At 67.0% G+C, this 16,472-nt stretch carries 17 protein-coding genes; 9 read left to right on the top strand and 8 right to left on the bottom strand.

Annotation, left to right across the window (positions count from 1 at the left end; translation table 11 throughout):
- The first annotated feature begins 17 nt into the window (after window positions 1-17).
- Window positions 18-563, top strand: coding sequence for a DUF4190 domain-containing protein (locus RCH07_RS05970; protein ID WP_326966560.1), 546 nt, complete (start codon window positions 18-20; stop codon window positions 561-563).
- Window positions 564-774: 211 nt separating this feature from the next.
- Window positions 775-1,389 carry a hypothetical protein gene (locus RCH07_RS05965; protein WP_326966559.1) on the top strand — a complete coding sequence of 205 codons (615 nt, stop codon included), beginning with the start codon at window positions 775-777 and terminating at the stop codon, window positions 1,387-1,389.
- Between the two features lie 281 nt (window positions 1,390-1,670).
- Here the strand turns inward: RCH07_RS05965 and RCH07_RS05960 are convergent, their stop codons facing one another.
- From RCH07_RS05960 to RCH07_RS05950, 3 genes are all read right to left on the bottom strand, one after another.
- The gene (locus RCH07_RS05960; RefSeq protein WP_326966558.1) at window positions 1,671-3,140 is read right to left on the bottom strand and encodes a peptide MFS transporter; all 1,470 of its coding nucleotides are present in this window, start codon (window positions 3,138-3,140) and stop codon (window positions 1,671-1,673) included.
- Window positions 3,141-3,314: 174 nt separating this feature from the next.
- The gene (locus tag RCH07_RS05955) at window positions 3,315-4,427 is read right to left on the bottom strand and encodes an alcohol dehydrogenase catalytic domain-containing protein (protein ID WP_326966557.1); all 1,113 of its coding nucleotides are present in this window, start codon (window positions 4,425-4,427) and stop codon (window positions 3,315-3,317) included.
- Window positions 4,428-4,588: 161 nt separating this feature from the next.
- On the bottom strand, window positions 4,589-6,037 hold the full coding sequence (locus tag RCH07_RS05950; protein ID WP_326966556.1) for an amidase: 1,449 nt from the start codon (window positions 6,035-6,037) through the stop codon (window positions 4,589-4,591).
- 266 nt (window positions 6,038-6,303) lie between these two features.
- Here RCH07_RS05950 and RCH07_RS05945 point away from each other — a divergent pair, with 266 nt between their 5' ends.
- The 3 genes from RCH07_RS05945 to RCH07_RS05935 all read left to right on the top strand — a co-directional run bounded on the left by RCH07_RS05945 (window position 6,304) and on the right by RCH07_RS05935 (window position 7,945).
- Window positions 6,304-6,630, top strand: a complete 327-nt coding sequence (locus RCH07_RS05945; protein ID WP_326966555.1) for a rhodanese-like domain-containing protein — start codon at window positions 6,304-6,306, stop codon at window positions 6,628-6,630.
- 18 nt (window positions 6,631-6,648) lie between these two features.
- Window positions 6,649-7,629 (top strand): prephenate dehydratase, encoded by a 981-nt coding sequence (pheA, locus tag RCH07_RS05940; RefSeq protein WP_326966554.1) that lies wholly within the window; start codon window positions 6,649-6,651, stop codon window positions 7,627-7,629.
- A gap of 94 nt (window positions 7,630-7,723) precedes the next feature.
- Window positions 7,724-7,945, top strand: a complete 222-nt coding sequence (locus RCH07_RS05935; protein ID WP_326966553.1) for a hypothetical protein — start codon at window positions 7,724-7,726, stop codon at window positions 7,943-7,945.
- Between the two features lie 8 nt (window positions 7,946-7,953).
- Here the strand turns inward: RCH07_RS05935 and RCH07_RS05930 are convergent, their stop codons facing one another.
- Window positions 7,954-9,018 (bottom strand): diacylglycerol/lipid kinase family protein, encoded by a 1,065-nt coding sequence (locus RCH07_RS05930; protein WP_326966552.1) that lies wholly within the window; start codon window positions 9,016-9,018, stop codon window positions 7,954-7,956.
- Between the two features lie 78 nt (window positions 9,019-9,096).
- Between RCH07_RS05930 and serS the strand changes: the two genes are divergently transcribed.
- The 4 genes from serS (at window position 9,097) to RCH07_RS05910 (ending at window position 12,973) form a co-directional block, all read left to right on the top strand.
- Window positions 9,097-10,377, top strand: a complete 1,281-nt coding sequence (gene serS, locus RCH07_RS05925; protein ID WP_326966551.1) for a serine--tRNA ligase — start codon at window positions 9,097-9,099, stop codon at window positions 10,375-10,377.
- Window positions 10,378-10,596: 219 nt separating this feature from the next.
- A complete protein-coding gene (locus tag RCH07_RS05920; protein ID WP_326966550.1) occupies window positions 10,597-11,523 on the top strand; it encodes an HAD family hydrolase in 927 nt (308 codons plus the stop codon).
- A 76-nt stretch (window positions 11,524-11,599) separates the two neighbouring features.
- Window positions 11,600-12,532 carry a helix-turn-helix domain-containing protein gene (locus tag RCH07_RS05915; RefSeq protein WP_326966549.1) on the top strand — a complete coding sequence of 311 codons (933 nt, stop codon included), beginning with the start codon at window positions 11,600-11,602 and terminating at the stop codon, window positions 12,530-12,532.
- 48 nt (window positions 12,533-12,580) lie between these two features.
- Window positions 12,581-12,973 carry a DUF1761 domain-containing protein gene (locus tag RCH07_RS05910; RefSeq protein ID WP_326966548.1) on the top strand — a complete coding sequence of 131 codons (393 nt, stop codon included), beginning with the start codon at window positions 12,581-12,583 and terminating at the stop codon, window positions 12,971-12,973.
- Window positions 12,974-13,035: 62 nt separating this feature from the next.
- On the opposite strand, the gene RCH07_RS05905 is transcribed toward RCH07_RS05910, so the two are convergent.
- The 4 genes from RCH07_RS05905 to RCH07_RS05890 all read right to left on the bottom strand — a co-directional run bounded on the left by RCH07_RS05905 (window position 13,036) and on the right by RCH07_RS05890 (window position 16,444).
- Window positions 13,036-13,635 carry a MarR family transcriptional regulator gene (locus tag RCH07_RS05905; RefSeq protein ID WP_326966547.1) on the bottom strand — a complete coding sequence of 200 codons (600 nt, stop codon included), beginning with the start codon at window positions 13,633-13,635 and terminating at the stop codon, window positions 13,036-13,038.
- Window positions 13,636-13,726: 91 nt separating this feature from the next.
- On the bottom strand, window positions 13,727-14,482 hold the full coding sequence (locus RCH07_RS05900; RefSeq protein ID WP_326966546.1) for a DUF429 domain-containing protein: 756 nt from the start codon (window positions 14,480-14,482) through the stop codon (window positions 13,727-13,729).
- Between the two features lie 12 nt (window positions 14,483-14,494).
- Entirely contained in the window at window positions 14,495-15,820 is a 1,326-nt protein-coding gene (locus RCH07_RS05895; RefSeq protein ID WP_326966545.1) for a carboxylesterase family protein, read from the bottom strand.
- A 135-nt stretch (window positions 15,821-15,955) separates the two neighbouring features.
- The gene (locus tag RCH07_RS05890; RefSeq protein ID WP_326966544.1) at window positions 15,956-16,444 is read right to left on the bottom strand and encodes an inorganic diphosphatase; all 489 of its coding nucleotides are present in this window, start codon (window positions 16,442-16,444) and stop codon (window positions 15,956-15,958) included.
- Window positions 16,445-16,472 lie beyond the last annotated feature (28 nt).

Here is a 16,472-nt window from a genome sequence, read left to right as displayed (position 1 = left end):
TTCAAAAGGGGAAAACCATGACTGACCAGCCGAAACAGGGCAACGACGGGACACCGGAGGGCTACCAGCCGCCGTCGGACAGTCCGCCTCAGGGGTCCGGCGAGCAGTACACCCAGCCGGCGCCTGAGTACACCCAGCCCGCGGATCCTTTCGGCGCGACGGGCAGCACAGCACCGCAGCAGCCCTACGGTGCCTGGAGCGGGCAGCCGTCTGGCCAGGAGCAGTACAGTGCGCCGGCACAGTATGGCCAGCCGGGCAGCCCGTTCAACGCTTACGGCCAGCCGGCCTACTACGGGCTGCCGCCGGAACCAAAGAGCCTGAGCATCGCCAGCCTGTGCTGCGGCATCGCCGTCTTTGTGGGGCCGGGCTTCTTCCTCCTGCCGCAGCTTGCTGCGGTCATCCTCGGGCACATGGCGCTCAGGCGAGAGCCGGCGGGCAGGGGCATGGCCAGTGCCGGCCTGGTCCTGGGGTATGTGGGGATCGCGCTGACCGTAATGGTGATCGTGCTCATCGCGTTGGTGCTGGCCATGGGGGCTTCCGGCGGCACGGCCTACAGGGCATAAGACCGCCAAACCATCGGTCTTCCGCTCCGGTCAGATGGTGTAGGCATTCTCCAAGCTTGCCGACAAAGAGAAGCCAGCTCCGGCCAGGGCACAGTTGTATGATATGTTCCTGAATGCAAAGCCTTTGGGGGGGCTCATGTCTGCTTGGCAGATGCATGATCGACAATTTGCCCTCAAAGAATAGTCCTGAAATTCTCTGAGAGGAATTTAGTTGTCCAATCTGCATTTTGCCCCGGGCGAGTCCAACGTCCACACCACGAAGTTCAGCCCGTCCGTCATCCTGTTCTGGATCAAGACCGAGATGGGCGTGACGAACACCCGCGTTGTGTCGCGGCGTGCGAACACCCTCCTGGGTGCGATTCCCTTGGGATACGCAGAGGAGACCTTCCCCCTGGCCAACACGGCCGCGACTGCCGTGGACGTCAAATTTTCTTTGGGTCGGGCAGTCTTCGGGCTCATCTTCTTCCTGGTCAGCTTCCAGATGCTCAACAATGTTTTCGGCTGGATCTTGCTGCTCCTGGGCATTTCCATGCTCTTGAACGCACTCAGCGCCCGCCTCAAAATAACCAACAACGGCGGCGGAAGCACATTTCTCCAGGTGTCAATTCTTGAAAAAGCCAAAATGGAGCAGTTCCGCAATGAGATCAATGCGCGCCTTTTCGCAGATCATCAGGGACTCCGGCACGAGGAGACCATGGATATGCATACCAAGAATCTCCTCAACCAGCAGGCCCAGATCAACCTGCAGCAGCAGCTGAATTCCAACTTGGCTGGAAACACTCAGGCAGGCGTTCCGCCGGTCCCTGATTCCCTGCCCAACCGCTAGATTCTGCCACCGGGCCGAATAGCAGCTGCCGCTTCAACGTGAGGCCGGGACCTCCCGGGGACAGGCTGGTCCGCGGGGGTCTCGTTCCTGGCGCGGCTGGTGCGGACGTCGGATCATTCCGCCCGCCCGGCCACACCACGCCGGCGGTGACAAACACCACGCCGGCGGTGAGATGGCCCGCCCGCTTGAGTTCGACGTCGGACGCCTCACCTGTCGCCCCGCCGGCTGCGGGGACGTAACTGCCGGACTCAACCGGCGGCGGGCGCCTTGAACTCAGTGGCTCAGCGAACGCCGCCCATGAGCTTCTTGATCGCCGGCGAGGCCGCAGCCAGGCCGACGGCCAGCAGCATAGCGGTGCCGCCGATGCCGATGAAGTACGGCAGTTCGTCCGTCGGGTTGTACAGGCCGGACAGGATGCCGGCCAGTGTGGTGCCCAGGGACACCGAGAGGAAAAACAGCGCCACCATCTGGGTGCGGAAGGCCTCCGGAGCCAGCTTGGTGGTCACGGACAAGCCGATAGGGGAGAGGAACAGCTCCGCGAGGGTGAACAGGAGCAGGATCCCCACCAGCGCCAGCAGCGGCGTCTTGCCCTCACCTGCCAGCGGGATGAACGCCAGGAACGCCAGGCCCATCGTGAACAGGCCGATCGAGAACTTCAGCGCCGAGCCCGGCTGCTTGCGGCCCAAGCGGGTCCACAAAGCGGCCAGGACGCCGGCGAAGATGATAATGAACACCGGGTTGATGGACTGCACCCAGGCCGCCGGCATTTCCCAGCCGAACAGGAAGCGGTCCAGCTTTTCCTCCGAGTACACTGCGATGAAGGTGAACTGCTGTTGGAACAGGGCCCAGAACGCTGCGGAAGCGATATACAGCGGGATGAAGGCCGCCACTCGGCGGCGTTCGGTGCCATTGACTTTTTTGCTGCTGAAAATCAGGGCGAAGTACAGAACGGACGCGGCGATGGCCGCGTACGCCATGGACATGGCCAGGTTCCCGGCGTTCACGATGCCGGTGGCGAGCAGCACGGCGATCGCGGCGGCGATACCGGCGAACCGGAGGCCGTACTTGGTGCGCTCGGCGGCGGGCAGCGGGTTATGCACCCGGTGCGCCTCCGCGGGCAGCTTTTTGCGGCCGAACGCATAGATGCCCAGCCCCACGGCCATGCCGACGGCGGCGGCACCGAAGCCCCAGTGGAACCCCCGGCTTTCCTGCAGCCAGCCGGTCACCAGCGGACCGATCAGGGCGCCGGCGTTGATGCCCATGTAGAAGATGGAGAAGCCGGCGTCCCGGCGTTCGTCCTTCTCGCGGTACAGGCTGCCCACCAGCGCCGTGGCGTTGGCCTTGAGCCCGCCGGAGCCGACGCCCACCAGCACCAGGCCGGTAATCAGGCCGGGGATGCCTGGAAGCAGGGCCAGCGCGATGTGGCCGGCCATGATCATGACGGCCGAGCCGAACAGTACGCGCTCGGATCCGAAGAGCCGGTCCGCGAGCCACGCGCCGAGGATGGTGGAGAGGTAGACGCCGCCACCGTAGGCGCCGATAAGGCCGGCGGCCAGGCCCTTCTCAATCTCCAGGCCACCCTCAGCGGCGGAGAAGTACATGTAGTAGAGGAGGATGCCCTGCATTCCGTAAAAGGAGAAGCGCTCCCACATTTCTACGGTGAAGAGGCTGGCCAGCATCTTTGGGTGGCCAAAAAAGGAGGTATCGCCCTGCGTGGTAGCGGGGGGCTTTGGTAAATGAGTAGTGCTCATTTACTTAATGCTGACAGTGTTACGCGCGATTGTCACATTCACAGCCGCCCTGGGCAAGCCGCCCGGGGCAAGTCACACGCGCACTCCGCCCCACTCCGCCCGTTGACCTATCAGTAGATGTCGCTCTGGACCAGGGATAGCACCTGCAAGTGATAGCGCAACCCGGATGCGGGGCTACCCGGCGTCGAACATGATGACCTGGCGGACGGCTTTCCCGTCGGCGAGCTGGTCCATCGCCTGGTTGATGTCCGCCAGCGCGATGCGGGCGGAAATCAGCTCCTCGACCGGCAGGTTCCCTTCCCGCCAAAGCTGGGCGTACTTGGGGATGTCCCGGGCCGGTACCGCGGAGCCGAGGTAGCTGCCGACGATTGTCCGTGCCTCGGCGGTGATGGTCAGCGGGGAGATCCGGGCGCGGGCATCCGGGTGCGGCAGGCCGGCGGTGATCGTGGTCCCGCCGACGGCGGTGGCGGCGAAGGCGGTCTCAAAGGCGCGCGGGTTGCCGGCGCATTCGATCACGTACTTCGCCTTGACCCCCTGTTCGATGACCTGCTGCGGGGTGTAAGTCTCGTGGGCGCCCAGCCGGCCGGCGTGTTCGAGTTTTTCATCCAGGGTGTCCACGGCGACGATCCGGGAGACGTTCTGGGAGACGGCCGTGATCAGGGCCGCCATGCCGACGCCGCCGAGCCCCACGACCATGATGCTGTCCTCCGGCCGGGGCCGGGCCGCGTTGAGGACGGCCCCGCCTCCGGTGAGCACGGCGCAGCCGAGGACGGCGGCGATGTCGGCGGGGATGTCGTCGTCGACCGGCACAGCCGAGGCCCGGTCCACAACGGCGTGCGTGGCGAAGCCCGAAACACCGAGGTGGTGGTAAACCTTCTCACCGGCCCGGCTGAGGTGCATCGAGCCGTGCAGCAGTGTCCCCTCGCCGTTGCTCCTCGAGCCTGCGGTGCAGGGGAGCCGGCCGTCCTCGGCGCAGTTCTCGCACTGTTCGCAGCGCGGCAGGAAGGACATCACCACACGCTGCCCCGGCTGCAGGTCCGTGACGTCCGGGCCGACCTCGACGACGCGTCCGGCGGCCTCGTGCCCCAGCAGCATCGGGACGGGGCGCAGGCGGTTGCCGTCAACGACGCTCAGGTCCGAGTGGCAGATTCCGGCGGCTTCGATTCGGACCAGGATCTCGGTGGGTCCGGGACGGGCCAGCTCCAGTTCGGAGATGGTGATGGGCCTGGAGTCCGCGAACGGGCGCGGGCGGCCGGCTTCTTCAAGTACTGCACCGGTGATCTTCATCGATCCCTCTCGTGTTTCAGCTCGTGTCGCTTCACGTTCGTGTCGCCTCAAGTTCGTGTCGCCTCAAGGCGTCGCCTCAAGGCGTCGCGATGCCATCACGCAGCCCTGCTAAACCGTAGCGGTTCCCGGCCGGGAATTCGCCGTGCCCCACCGGCCGGCTGCTAGAACCCCAGCTGCGCCGCCACCTGCAGCAGCAGCGCCTCGGATCCCATCGGACCGATCAGTTGGATACCCAGCGGCAATCCGGACCCTTGGGCCCCGCCGGTCCAGTGCACCGGAATGCTGATGGCGGGCAGCCCGCACACATTCACCATCGAGGACCAGGGCGCGTACTCGCACTGCTTGCGGTAGTCGCCGTCGGCGTCTCCCGCCCACTCGGCCGCCGGCCAGTAGCCGTCACCGTGGGCCGCGCCGGTGAACCAGCCCACCGGGCGCGGGGTCTGGGCCAGCGCCGGCATCAGGATGAGGTCCCAGGCGGCGTACTGGGCGATGGTGTCGTACTGGAACTGCCGCAGGAAGCCGAGGGACTCGTTAAGCCTGGCCGGGCTGCGCTGCTGGGCGCGGCGCCGGAACGTCCGGGTCAGCGGGGTCAGGAGCGCCTCGCGCTGCGGGATAATCCGGGCGCTTCCGACGCCGGCGGTCCAGGCCGTGGTGAACGCATCGGGGTAGCGGTTGTCATAGCGGATCACGGCTTCGCTGGTTTCGTGGCCGGCCGCCTCCAGCAGCCTGACCCCTGCGGCCAGGGCATCAAGGGCCTCGGGCTCCGGTACGAAAGGAAAGATGGTCTGCCACGGGCTGTCCAGGCTCACGCCGATCCTCAGCCTGCGCGGCTCGTGGGCGGCGAGTTCGAGGTAGCCCGGTGCGGAACCGCCCTGCGTCCCTTGCGTCCCCTGTGGGCGGGGGACCAGCGCATCGAGCAGCAGCGCGGCATCCGTGGCCGAGCGCGCCAGCGGCCCGGTGACCACCAGGCCGGCGGGATCCCCGGTGCTTTCCCCCGCGGGGACGAGCCCCCGGCCAGGTTTGAGTCCGACGAGTCCGCACGCCGCGGCCGGAATGCGGACGGAGCCGCCGCCGTCGGACCCGGGAGCGAAGGGCACCAGCCTGGCGGCCACAGCGGCTGCGCTGCCTCCGGAGGAGCCGCCCGAGCTGCGGCTGGGCGCGTGCGGGTTACGCGACGGCGGCGCGATCCGGTTCTCGCTGTACGCCGTGAGTCCAAACTCCGGAACCTGCGTCTTGCCCAGTGAGATGACGCCGGCACTTTTGAGCGTGGCGGCCAGGGCGCCGTCAAGCAATGCGGGCTTGTGCTCCAGGGCGGCACTGCCATGCGTCGTGATGACACCCGCGACGTCCGTCAGGTCCTTGAAGGCCACCGGCATGCCATGCAGCAGCGGAAGCCCGGTCCCATCGCGGGTGGAGCGGGCGTGGATCCCGTCCGACGCGGCCGCGTCCCTGAGGGCCTGCTCCGCGGTGACGGTGATGAACGCGCCGAGGTGCGGGTTCTCGGCCGTGATGCGGTCCAGGAAGTGCCCCGCTGCATCGCGCGCCGAGACTTCGCCGGATCGCAGGGCATCGCGCAGTTCGACGGCTGAAAGCTCATGGATGTCAGCCAAGGAAACGCGGCTCCGGCGCACCCGCGCGCTCCGCGGGACATGTCCAGCCCTCGAGCGGGAGGGCGGACATGGTGGCACTGTGTCCGGTCCCGGCGGCCGGGGGTGGGCATGTCCCGCGGGGGCGCGGCGGGATGGTGGGCCGGTCAGCTGCCATGGGGTCTCCTTTGCGACATCCCAGAAGCGTAACCTGCCGGCTGCGGGCGGGCGGCTGCGGGCGGCTGGCGATACGCTGGAGGAAGACCTTGCATCCTGCGGAAAGGACCACCATGAGCGACTTTGACACTGTCACCGTGTCCGGCATCCCCGGGGGCGCCAAGATCCTCGACGTCCGCGAAGACTACGAATGGGCCGCGGGCCACGCCGAAAGTGCCCTGCACATTCCGCTGGACCAGCTCCCGGAGCGGATCGATGAAGTGGATCCCGACGAGGACCTCTACGTCATCTGCCGCACCGGCGGCCGGTCATCCCGTGCCGCGCAATGGCTCGTGGGGCGCGGCTATTCCGCCCTCAACGTCGCCGGCGGCATGGACCAATGGCTTGAAACCGGAATGCCGCTGGTGTCCGACAACGGGCTCAAGCCCGTCATCCTGTAATCGAAGAAGGTAGCGCCGATGCCCGTATCACCCGTTACGTACACGTTCCTCGGACCCGCCGGCACGTTCACTGAGGCCGCCCTGATGCAGGTTCCGGGCGCGGCGGACGCCATCCGTGTCCCGTCGTCGAATGTGAACACGGCCTTGGACAAGGTCCGGAACGGCTCGGCGGACGCGGCCATGGTACCGATTGAGAACTCCGTGGAAGGCGGCGTCACGGCAACCTTGGACGCCATCGCCACCGGGCCGGAGCTGCGGATCCTCCGTGAGGTCTTGGTCCCGATCAGTTTCGTCCTGGTGGCCGGGCCCGGCGTGCGGATCGCGGACGTCCGGCGGGTCTCCACCCACGGCCATGCCTGGGCCCAGTGCAGGCTCTGGGTGGAGAAGAATATTCCGAATGCGGAATACATCCCCGGATCTTCGACGGCGGCAGCCGCCATGGGGCTCCTCGAGGACGGCGCCCACTACGACGCGGCGATCTGCGCTCCGACCGTGGCCACAGAGCAGCCCGGACTCGGGGTGCTCGCGGAGAACATCGGGGATAATCCGGGCGCCGTCACCCGCTTCGTGCTCGTTGGCCGCCCCGGCGAGCTCCCCGAGCCGACCGGTGCGGACAAGACAACCGTAGTCGTCCCGCTCCCGGAAGACCGGCCCGGTGCGCTGATGGAAATCCTGGACCAGTTCGCCACGCGCGGCGTGAACCTAAGCCGGATCGAGTCGCGGCCCACCGGACAGTATTTGGGACATTATTTCTTCAGCATCGACGCCGACGGCCACATTGCCGACGCACGGGTTGCGGATGCCCTCGCCGGACTTCACCGGATCAGCCCAGCCACGCGTTTCCTGGGTTCCTACAGCCGCGCGGATGGCCAACGGTCCGACGTGGCCCCGCACACCTCGGACCAGGCATTCCGGGCGGCACATGCATGGGTCGAAAACATACTCTCGGGAGCATCCGTGGTGCCGGGCTTTGCACCCGTCGCTTCGCCCAGAGCGTAGACGAATGCCTCATCAGGTACTTCCACCCCCCTGAAACTGTGCGTATGCTTACCTGATTCACATGGGGGACGTCCCCTAACGGAGGGAGCAGATCATGTCAGGTACCAGCCTTGAAAATGACGGCCAGGGAATGATCGTGAATCCCAAGCCGACGGCTGACAACCAGGACTGGGACGGCGACGACGCCGATCGCGCGGACCGCCTGCGCTTCGAAGAGGAGCAGGCCATGATCCGCGAGCAGTCCGAAGCCCGCGCCGCCAGGGCGGCCGCGGAAGCAAAAAAATCCGCTGAGGCGGCGAAGGAAGCCGCCAAGTAAGCCGGCCCCTAGTCTCCTGCGGTGCCGTCCTGGACGCGCACCAGCAGCGAGCCCGGGGCAACCTGCACGGTGACTTTGGTTGCCGCGCCGGACGGATCGCCGTCGACCTGGGTGGGCATTGGCTCCGCAGAGCGGATGGTGATCTTACCGGAGCGGTAGTACGTCATCACCGGCAGGTTTCTCTTGTGCTTGAGGACAATTTTCCAGTACATGGCCAGCCAGCCGATCGCGCTGCGGGGGCTCATCACCACCACGTCCAGCATGCCGTCGTCGATCATGGCCTGGGGGATGAAGTCGATACCGCCGGGGATCAGCCCGCAGTTCGCGAAGAGCACGCTCCGGATCTTCCGGGACTGCTCGGGCTGGTCGTCAAGGGCGATTGAGACCTTCTTGCGGCGCCCCGGCAGGTGCCGGACCCCGGCCTCCGTGTAAGCCAGCCAGCCCACGGCCCTCTTGAGCCCGTCGTTGGTATCGCCGATCACCTCGGCGTCCATGCCGATACCCGCCATCACCAGGAAGGTGTGCTCGGCGGATCCGCCGGTCCGGGAATTTTCCACCCGCATGCGCGCCGTATCGATAAACCGCTGGTGACCGAAGAGCGCCGTCCGCACGCAGCCGGGCAGGTCGTACAGATCGAGGTGCACATTGCGGGCCAGTAAGTTGCCGGTGCCGAGCGGGATCAGGCCCATGGCGGTGTCCGTGCCGGCGAGGATCTCGGCCACCACGCGCACGGTGCCGTCACCGCCGCCCACAAGGACGACGTCGGCCCCGTACTCCACGGCGGCACGCGCCTGGCCGAAACCGGGATCGCCGGCGGTGGTGTCGAAGAAACGGGGCGGTTCCCAGCCGGCCGAGGCGCAGGCGCTGGTGATCAGCCCGCGGGCTTCGGCGGATTTGGCCTTGATCGGGTTCATGACCACCGCGACCCTCTGCTGGCCGGGTCCGGGGCTGTGGGTTTCCTCCCAGACGGCGCTGCGCGTGTGTTTGGCCTTCAGCCTGCGCACTCCCCACCAACTGGAGGCGGCAAACGCAAGGACTCCAGCGATGACGAGGTACGGCAGCCAGTCGCGCATTGTGTTCCAACACTATCCCGCCGGTCCCCGGCGGCCGGATTGCCCTGGACAGGCTGCCGGATTGGATACTCTAGTCAGGTGATCGACGTAAAAGCCCTCAGTGAAAATCCGGACAAGTTCCGTGCCAGCCAGCGCGCCCGCGGCGCCGACGAATCCGTGGTGGATGCGATCATGGCCGCAGACTCCGCCCGGCGCGCGGCCCTGATCCGCTTCGAGAACTTGCGGGCCGAGCAGAACGTCTTCGGAAAAAAGGTCGCGCAGGCCAAGGGCGAGGAGAAACAGGCCCTGCTGGCAGAGGTCAAGGTCCTCGCCGGCGAGGTCAAGGCCGCCTCGGCCGAGGCCGACGCCGCACAGGCCTCCCACGAGGAGCTGCTCCGGGTGATCCCCAACCTCATCGAGGACGGCGTCCCGGAAGGCGGTGAAGACGACTACATCGTGGTCAAGACCGTTGGAACCCCGCGCGAATTCCCCGACTTCAAGCCCAGGGACCACCTCGAAATCGGTGAACTGATCGGCGCGATCGACATGGAACGTGGCGCTAAGGTTTCCGGTTCACGGTTCTATTTCCTCCGCGGGCCCGGTGCCCGGCTGGAAATGGCGCTGCTGCAGATGGCGATGGAGCAGGCCATCGACGCCGGCTTCGTGCCGATGATCACCCCGACGCTGGTGCGACCGGAAACCATGCAGGGCACCGGTTTCGACGTCAAGCACGACGCCGAGATCTACCGTCTCGCCGAAGACGACCTGTACCTCGTGGGCACCTCGGAAGTGGCTCTGGCCGGTTACCATGCGGATGAGATCCTGGACCTCTCCGCCGGACCGATCCGTTACGCGGGGCAGAGTTCCTGCTATCGCCGCGAGGCCGGTTCGCACGGCAAGGACACCCGCGGCATCATCCGGGTCCACCAGTTCAACAAGGTTGAAATGTTCGTCTACACCACGATTGACGAGGCTGCCGCCGAGCACGCCCGCCTGCTGGCCTGGGAAGAGGAAATGCTGGCCAAGTGTGAGCTCCCGTACCGCGTGATCGACACCGCCGCAGGCGACCTCGGCAACTCCGCGGCCCGAAAGTTCGACTGCGAGGCGTGGGTCCCCACCCAGGGCGCCTACCGCGAGCTGACTTCCACCTCCAACTGCACCACCTTCCAGTCTCGCCGCCTCAACATCCGCGAACGCGTGCTGAACGACGGCGGCGCTGCCAAGGGCACCCGCGCCGTGGCCACGCTCAACGGCACCCTGGCCACCACCCGCTGGATCGTGGCCATCCTGGAACACCACCAGAACCCGGACGGCTCCGTCAACGTTCCCCAGGCACTGCAGAAATACCTCGGCGGGATGACGGTCTTCCCCGTCATCTGATCCGTTTCACCCTGCGACGCGCGAAGCACCCCGCCCTGCGACGCGCAATTTCCCCCGCGACACCCAAACGCCCCCGCGACACCGGAATTCCGGTGTCGCGGGGGCGTTTGCGCAGCGCCAGGAAGAAACGGTTTCGCCGGCGGGATGTTCACTCCTTGTTCACGGCGCGCTGTGGCCTGGATCCTAGCCGCTGTCAGGGGTGTCTGCTCTACTAGGTAGATGACAACATTGACTGAAACCTCAGTCGCCGGCAACGATGACCGGCGAAATAGCAACCAGAACGGCAAGCAGAACGGCACGCAGAACACTATGCAGAACGGCGACCAGGACGGCGCCGGCCGGAAGATTACCGGCGGAAAGATGATGATCGCCCTCGACGTTGACGGCACCCTTGTCGACCATGACGGCCACATGTCCGTTCCCGTCCGCGAAGCCGCACAGGACGTCGTGGCCGCCGGCCACCATGTCATGATCGCGACGGGTCGGTCACTGAACGCCACGCTGCCCATCATCGAGCACATCGGCATCGACAACGGCTACGCCGTGTGCTCCAACGGCGGCGTGACCCTGCGCCTCGATTCGAGCCTGTCCGACGGCTACGAGATCCTGCACAAGGCAACCTTCGATCCGGGTCCGGCCCTTCGCGCCCTGAGGAAAAGGCTGCCATCGGCCAAGTACGCCCTGGAGGACGAACACGGCAACTTCCTCTCCACGGAACGCTTCCAGGACGCCAGCTTCGGCGTCGAGGCGATCGGCGTCGACTTCCAGACCATGCTGGAGGCCACCGCCGTGCGCGTGGTGGTGTTCAGTTCGGAGAACACTCCCGAGGAGTTCGACACCGCCATCCGCCACATCGGCCTGGCCGGCGTGACCTACTCGGTGGGCTGGACCGCGTGGCTCGATATTGCCGGCGCCGGCGTCAATAAGGCCAGCGCCCTGGAACACCTCCGCGGCCGGCTCAGCATTGAGGCCCACCGCACCATCGCCGTCGGTGACGGACGCAACGACATCGAGATGCTCACCTGGGCCGCGCGCGGTGTCGCCATGGGACAGGCGCCCCAGGAAGTCATCGCTGCCGCAAACGAGGTCACGCATTCCGTCTTCGAGGACGGCGCGGCCCACGTGCTGCGCAGCATTCTGCTTTAGCCGGCTCCTTTAGCCGGTTCCGCGGACCGGGGGTGGGGGCAGGGCCGTCGGACCAGGGCCGTCCTAGACTGGGGCTGTGCTCTACGAGGAGTGGCCCGCACCGCCGGACCTGCAGCCCTATGTGGCTGCGTTCTGGCTGGTCCGCGGCCGGCCGGCGGCCCGCTACGAGAAGATCCTGCCCGGCCCCTTTGCGCACCTCGTGCTCAATCTCTCGGAGCCCTACCGGTTAATCGAGACCCACCCGCGAGATCCCGCTTCCGGCAGCACGTCGGGCCACCGTGCCACGGAGGTGGCCGTCGGCTTTTACTCAGGGCTGCAGCGGAGCTTCCTGATCAGCGAGAACCCTGCGCGGATCTTCAACATCGGCGCGGTGCTGGCGCCGTTCGGGCTCGCCGCCTTCACCGCGGAGCCGCCGTCGGCACTGCAGGGCACGGTGGTCGATGCGGAGCGTATCTTCCCCGGCTTCAGCTCGCTGCGAGCCGGGCTGGCGGATCCGACGCCGAGCCAAGCCTTCGCCGCGCTAGGCACCTTCCTGGCGGCAAGGCTGCGCCCCGGGTTCCACACCGATCAGCGGGCCGTCAGCGCGGCGTCCGCCCTGGCCGCGGAGGACCTGCGCGTGGCGGCGCTGGCAGCCCGGCTCGGCGTCAACGAATCGACACTGGAGCGGATCATGCTCCGTGACTGCGGCGTCGGGCCCAAGACATACTCAGACGTTTGCCGCTTCCACCGCTTCGTCACCGCGGCCGCTGCGCTCCCGAAAGGAGCCGCTGCCGGACGCGCGCTGCTGGCTCTGGCCGACTACTACGACCAGCCGCACCTGATCCGGGCGTTCCGGCGCTTCGCCGGGTACACGCCGTCGGAATACCTGAAGGTGGTGCATGACTACGGTCCCGAATACGCCACGTTTGTGCCGCTCGAAGACGTGCCGGGCATGGCGCCGGGGGAGCGGACGGGAACTGTCCCCGGCGGTGCGGGATTTATACAAGACCGCCGGGCAGCCGGCCGCTAGCGTGAAGGCATCGCCCCGACCCGGAGGCGATTCACGCGGGAGGTCGAAATGAACATCAACATCAGCTGGTTGGCGGTTCTGCTGGCTGCGCTAACAGGTTTCCTGGTGGGCGGGCTCTGGTACACCGTCCTGTTTCCGAAAGTATGGCAGCGCGAAGCCGGGGTCAGCGATGACCAACTCAAACGCGGCACGGTAAGGGTCTTTGCAGGCTCGTTCATGCTGTCCGGGGTGGCGAGTCTCGTCCTGTCCGCGTTCATCGGCGCCGCCGGCGTCGGGTTCGGGGCGCTGGCCGGGCTGGCTGTCGGGGCCGGGTGGGTGGCCGCCGCGGTGGGCATCAACTACCTTTTTGAACGGCGGAGCCTGGCGCTGTTCGCCATCAACGCCGGCTACAACATTGTGACCTTCACGGCCATGGGCGCCATCATCGGGGCTTTGCAGTAGACGCGTTGCAGTGGGCGCTTTGCAGTAGGCGCCGGGCGCGCGACCGCAGCTGCCATCGGGGGTCAGCGGACCTCGAGGATGAGGCCCAGCAGCCGGGCCGCGGCGGGCCGTGCGGCGTGTTCCTCGTTCCACTGCGCCCGGGCGACAGCCTTGCTGACGGCCTGGGTGGTAATGCCGAGTTCCTCCGCGACGGCTTTCTGCTGCCCGCGCACGCCGGGGGTCAGCAGGTCCAGGACCCGCCATTCGGCGGGGCTGCGATCGTGGACGATGTGGCCAAGCAGCCGCAGCACCGCCTCCGAATCCGCCGCAAGGTCCGCGAGCGGGCCCTCCACCGCCACCGGGACGCGCTCCTTGCCGTTGCGCAGCCGGTCAACGGCCCGGCGCGCATAGATCAGCCCGTGGCCGGAGGCATCTTTGATCTGGTTCGGCAGAGGTTCGTTGACCGGGCCGACGCCGATTCCGACGTACCAGCTGCCGGTGCGCAACGCGATCATCGCTGCCTCTACGGCCTGGTTCGGGGTGTCCACAATGCCCTGGACCTCATCCTCCACCGAGCGGTCGAAATCGAGGCGCGCCGGGATGTGCCGCAGGTCCTTGAGGAGCTGCGGCACGCAGTCGCCATCGCGCCTGCTGTCCGTTTGGTTGATGGTCAGAGTGAACATTCTGGGACAACACTACCCGGTGGTAGGAGGTAGGCAAATGTCGGGAACGCCCGGTAATCTCCCCGCCAACTCCCAGCGAATTCCCCGGCAGCTACGTGGCCGTGAGGTCGGCGAGCGGGCCGGAGGGGAGGTGGATCCAGCCCTCCGTCAGGGCCCGTGCGGCCTGTTCGGCCGGGGGGCGCAATGTTTTCCCGACACTCACGGCGCGGGCCGTGAGTGAGGCGATGACGGCGTCGAACATGTCGTCGGAGGCAGCAAGGTCATCGCGGTAACCCGCGAGGTCCAGCCACGGTGCGGCCTCAGTCAGGGCATCGAGGATCCTGGACAGCTTCTCCACCTCCGGGGCACCACGGCCCTTGTAGCCTCGGGCAGGGATCCCCCACAGTTTCAGTGACGCCGCCGGGTAGACCTCGGCCAGACGGCCGGATCCGTCCCGGGCCTGCGGCGCCACATCCCGGGCAATCTTGGCCTGGATGACGGCGCATCTCATGGCAGGGTGGGCCAGCCGGTCGGCGGAGACGCTGAGCGGAATCAGCCCGGTCCGGCCCGTGACAAACCGGTCGGTGTCCCGGTAGGCCAACAGGCGGCGGCCCTCGATCCCGTCGTGGTCCAGCACCGGATGGGCGGCGAAGTTCAGGTGCCCCGCCAGGAACGGCAGGAAAGCGGCCGGCCAACCCACCGGACAGTCGATTCCCGTCATCGCGCTGGTGGTGAATAGTCGGACGATCTCGCCGTCGGCCACGTCCAGGGACAGGTCGACAAGCCTGGCCGCGCCGTCGGTCCATTCGATGACGGCGGTGGCGGTTTTCTTGGTGGCCGCGGCGAGATCGACGCCCAGGGTTCTCAAGGCAGGCCCGGCTCAGACCGAGCGGTACCGGAGCGCGCCGGGTATTTCGCCCCGGCTGTCCAGGCCGCTCCCGGAGGCAAACCGGGCCCACACGGCGCGGAGGGCCCGGCCCTGGGCGTTGATTTCTTCCCAGCTGGCGCCTGCGAGGAGCCCCGCTCCCTCCCAGGTCCGCTGGTCTCCGAACAACAGTGGCAGATCAACGGTGTGCGCGGCCCCGTAGACGTTGCCCGGCGCACCCCAGGAAATCACGTAGCGGTACGCCGTGCCGCCCGCCTGGGCATGCCGCCGGGCAAACTTCCTGGCTGATCTGCCATACACCGACTCCGTCACGGCCCAGTTGATGGCCTTGACGACGGCGGAACCGAGGACCGGGACCTTTGCCAGCCGGCTGACGGTGCGGTTGCGCGGCAGGAACAGCCGGGCTTCCCCGGACGTGTGCCCGATCAGGACCTCGATGTCCGGGGCCGCCGCATTCCAGGCTGCGTCGATCCCGGCTTCTGCAGGCAGCGGAGAGTGCCCGTATTGCGTGCCGAACGGCATGGCGGCCAGCATCCCGAACTTCCGGGCCACCTGTGACACGCGCTCTTCTGCGGCCACCACCTCCATGGCAGGGGTGTCCACGGTGACGGCCTGGGCCGCGATGCCCATGGCAGTGCTCATCTTCTCGCGACCCCGGGTAATGCCGAGGGGTGCACTTTGAATGATCGCGCGCTGGAAGAGCGCCGGCGCCTCGGCGGTCGCCATGAGGTGGGCGACGGCGTCGCCCCCGGCGGACTGGCCGAAAGCTGTGACTCGTCCCGGATCGCCGCCGAAGGCGGCAATGTTGCGCTGCACCCAGCGGAACGCCTCGAGTTGGTCCAGGAGGCCGAGATTGGCCGGCCGGCCGGTGCCGGTTGCCAGATACCCGAAGAGGCCCAGCCGGTACGTCACGGAGACCACGATGACCCGGTTTTCGGCAACGAGAGCCCTGGGATCGAAGATCGCCAGGTCCCCGGAGCCTGTGGTGTAGGACCCGCCGTGCACCCAGACCATAACCGGCACCTGCTCGCCGTCGTCGAGGTCCGCCGGCAGGGTGATGGAGAGACGCTGGCAGTCCTCGCTGCCGGCCAGTTCGCCGTAGCGGGTGCCCAGAATATCGTCCAGGAACGGCACCGGCGCCTGCGGGCACGCCGGGGAGAGTGACGTCGCTGCGCGCACCTCGGTCCAGTCGGCTGCACGGAGCGGACGCTGAAAGCGGGCCGCGGTGGCGTACGGAATACCCGTGGCGCGCAGCACGTTGCCGTCCCGCCATCCGGTGATCGGACCGCAGGGAGGACTAAAGGCAGGCTCGGCGTTCATGCGCCAACAATTTCACACATTCCTGACACGGCACTGAACAGCCCTCGCTGCCTAAAAAGCAACGCGGGGTCACTTACGGTCCATGCCGTGCCACCGGATGGGCCGTAAGTGACCCCGCGTTGGGGTTAAGGAGTGTTAGTGCGTGGGTGGAACGTAGCGCTTGATGGAGGCCTCGAGCTCGGCTTCGGCGGCGGCGCGGTCGCCCCAGCCTTCGGCCTTGACCCACTTGCCCGGCTCCAGGTCCTTGTAACGGGTGAAGAAGTGCTCGATCTCCTTGATCAGGTATTCGCTGACGTCGCTGATCTCGTTGATGTGGTCGAAGCGGGCGTCGACCGGCACGCACAGCACCTTGGCATCGCCGCCGCCGTCGTCCGTCATGTTGAACACGCCGATCGGGCGGGACTCAACGATCACGCCGGGGTGCAGATCGAAATCCTGCAGCAGCACCAGGGCGTCCAGCGGATCGCCGTCCTCGCCGAGGGTGTTGTCGAAGAAACCATAGTGGGTGGGGTACTGCATGGAGGTGAACAGGACCCGGTCCAGGCGGACGCGGCCGGTCTCGTGGTCAACTTCGTACTTGACGCGTGATCCCTTGGGGATCTCGATGGTCACGTCATGCTTCATGGACTGCTCCTTGAGAATTCAGGGGGTG

The organism is Arthrobacter sp. CG_A4, assembly GCF_035985125.1.
Taxonomy (GTDB): Bacteria; Actinomycetota; Actinomycetes; order Actinomycetales; family Micrococcaceae; genus Arthrobacter.
This window is presented reverse-complemented; position numbering and strand designations above follow the sequence as displayed.

What these genes read in the sequence shown, in the direction of transcription:
- RCH07_RS05945 (WP_326966555.1), top strand. Translation starts at nt 6,304, where the DNA reads ATGAGCGACTTTGACACTGTCACCGTGTCCGGCATCCCCGGGGGCGCC.
- RCH07_RS05895 (WP_326966545.1), bottom strand. Translation starts at nt 15,820, where the DNA reads ATGAACGCCGAGCCTGCCTTTAGTCCTCCCTGCGGTCCGATCACCGGA.
- RCH07_RS05970 (WP_326966560.1), top strand. Translation starts at nt 18, where the DNA reads ATGACTGACCAGCCGAAACAGGGCAACGACGGGACACCGGAGGGCTAC.
- RCH07_RS05910 (WP_326966548.1), top strand. Translation starts at nt 12,581, where the DNA reads ATGAACATCAACATCAGCTGGTTGGCGGTTCTGCTGGCTGCGCTAACA.
- RCH07_RS05955 (WP_326966557.1), bottom strand. Translation starts at nt 4,427, where the DNA reads ATGAAGATCACCGGTGCAGTACTTGAAGAAGCCGGCCGCCCGCGCCCG.
- RCH07_RS05905 (WP_326966547.1), bottom strand. Translation starts at nt 13,635, where the DNA reads ATGTTCACTCTGACCATCAACCAAACGGACAGCAGGCGCGATGGCGAC.
- RCH07_RS05920 (WP_326966550.1), top strand. Translation starts at nt 10,597, where the DNA reads ATGACAACATTGACTGAAACCTCAGTCGCCGGCAACGATGACCGGCGA.
- RCH07_RS05930 (WP_326966552.1), bottom strand. Translation starts at nt 9,018, where the DNA reads ATGCGCGACTGGCTGCCGTACCTCGTCATCGCTGGAGTCCTTGCGTTT.
- RCH07_RS05890 (WP_326966544.1), bottom strand. Translation starts at nt 16,444, where the DNA reads ATGAAGCATGACGTGACCATCGAGATCCCCAAGGGATCACGCGTCAAG.
- RCH07_RS05960 (WP_326966558.1), bottom strand. Translation starts at nt 3,140, where the DNA reads ATGAGCACTACTCATTTACCAAAGCCCCCCGCTACCACGCAGGGCGAT.
- pheA (WP_326966554.1), top strand. Translation starts at nt 6,649, where the DNA reads ATGCCCGTATCACCCGTTACGTACACGTTCCTCGGACCCGCCGGCACG.
- RCH07_RS05935 (WP_326966553.1), top strand. Translation starts at nt 7,724, where the DNA reads ATGTCAGGTACCAGCCTTGAAAATGACGGCCAGGGAATGATCGTGAAT.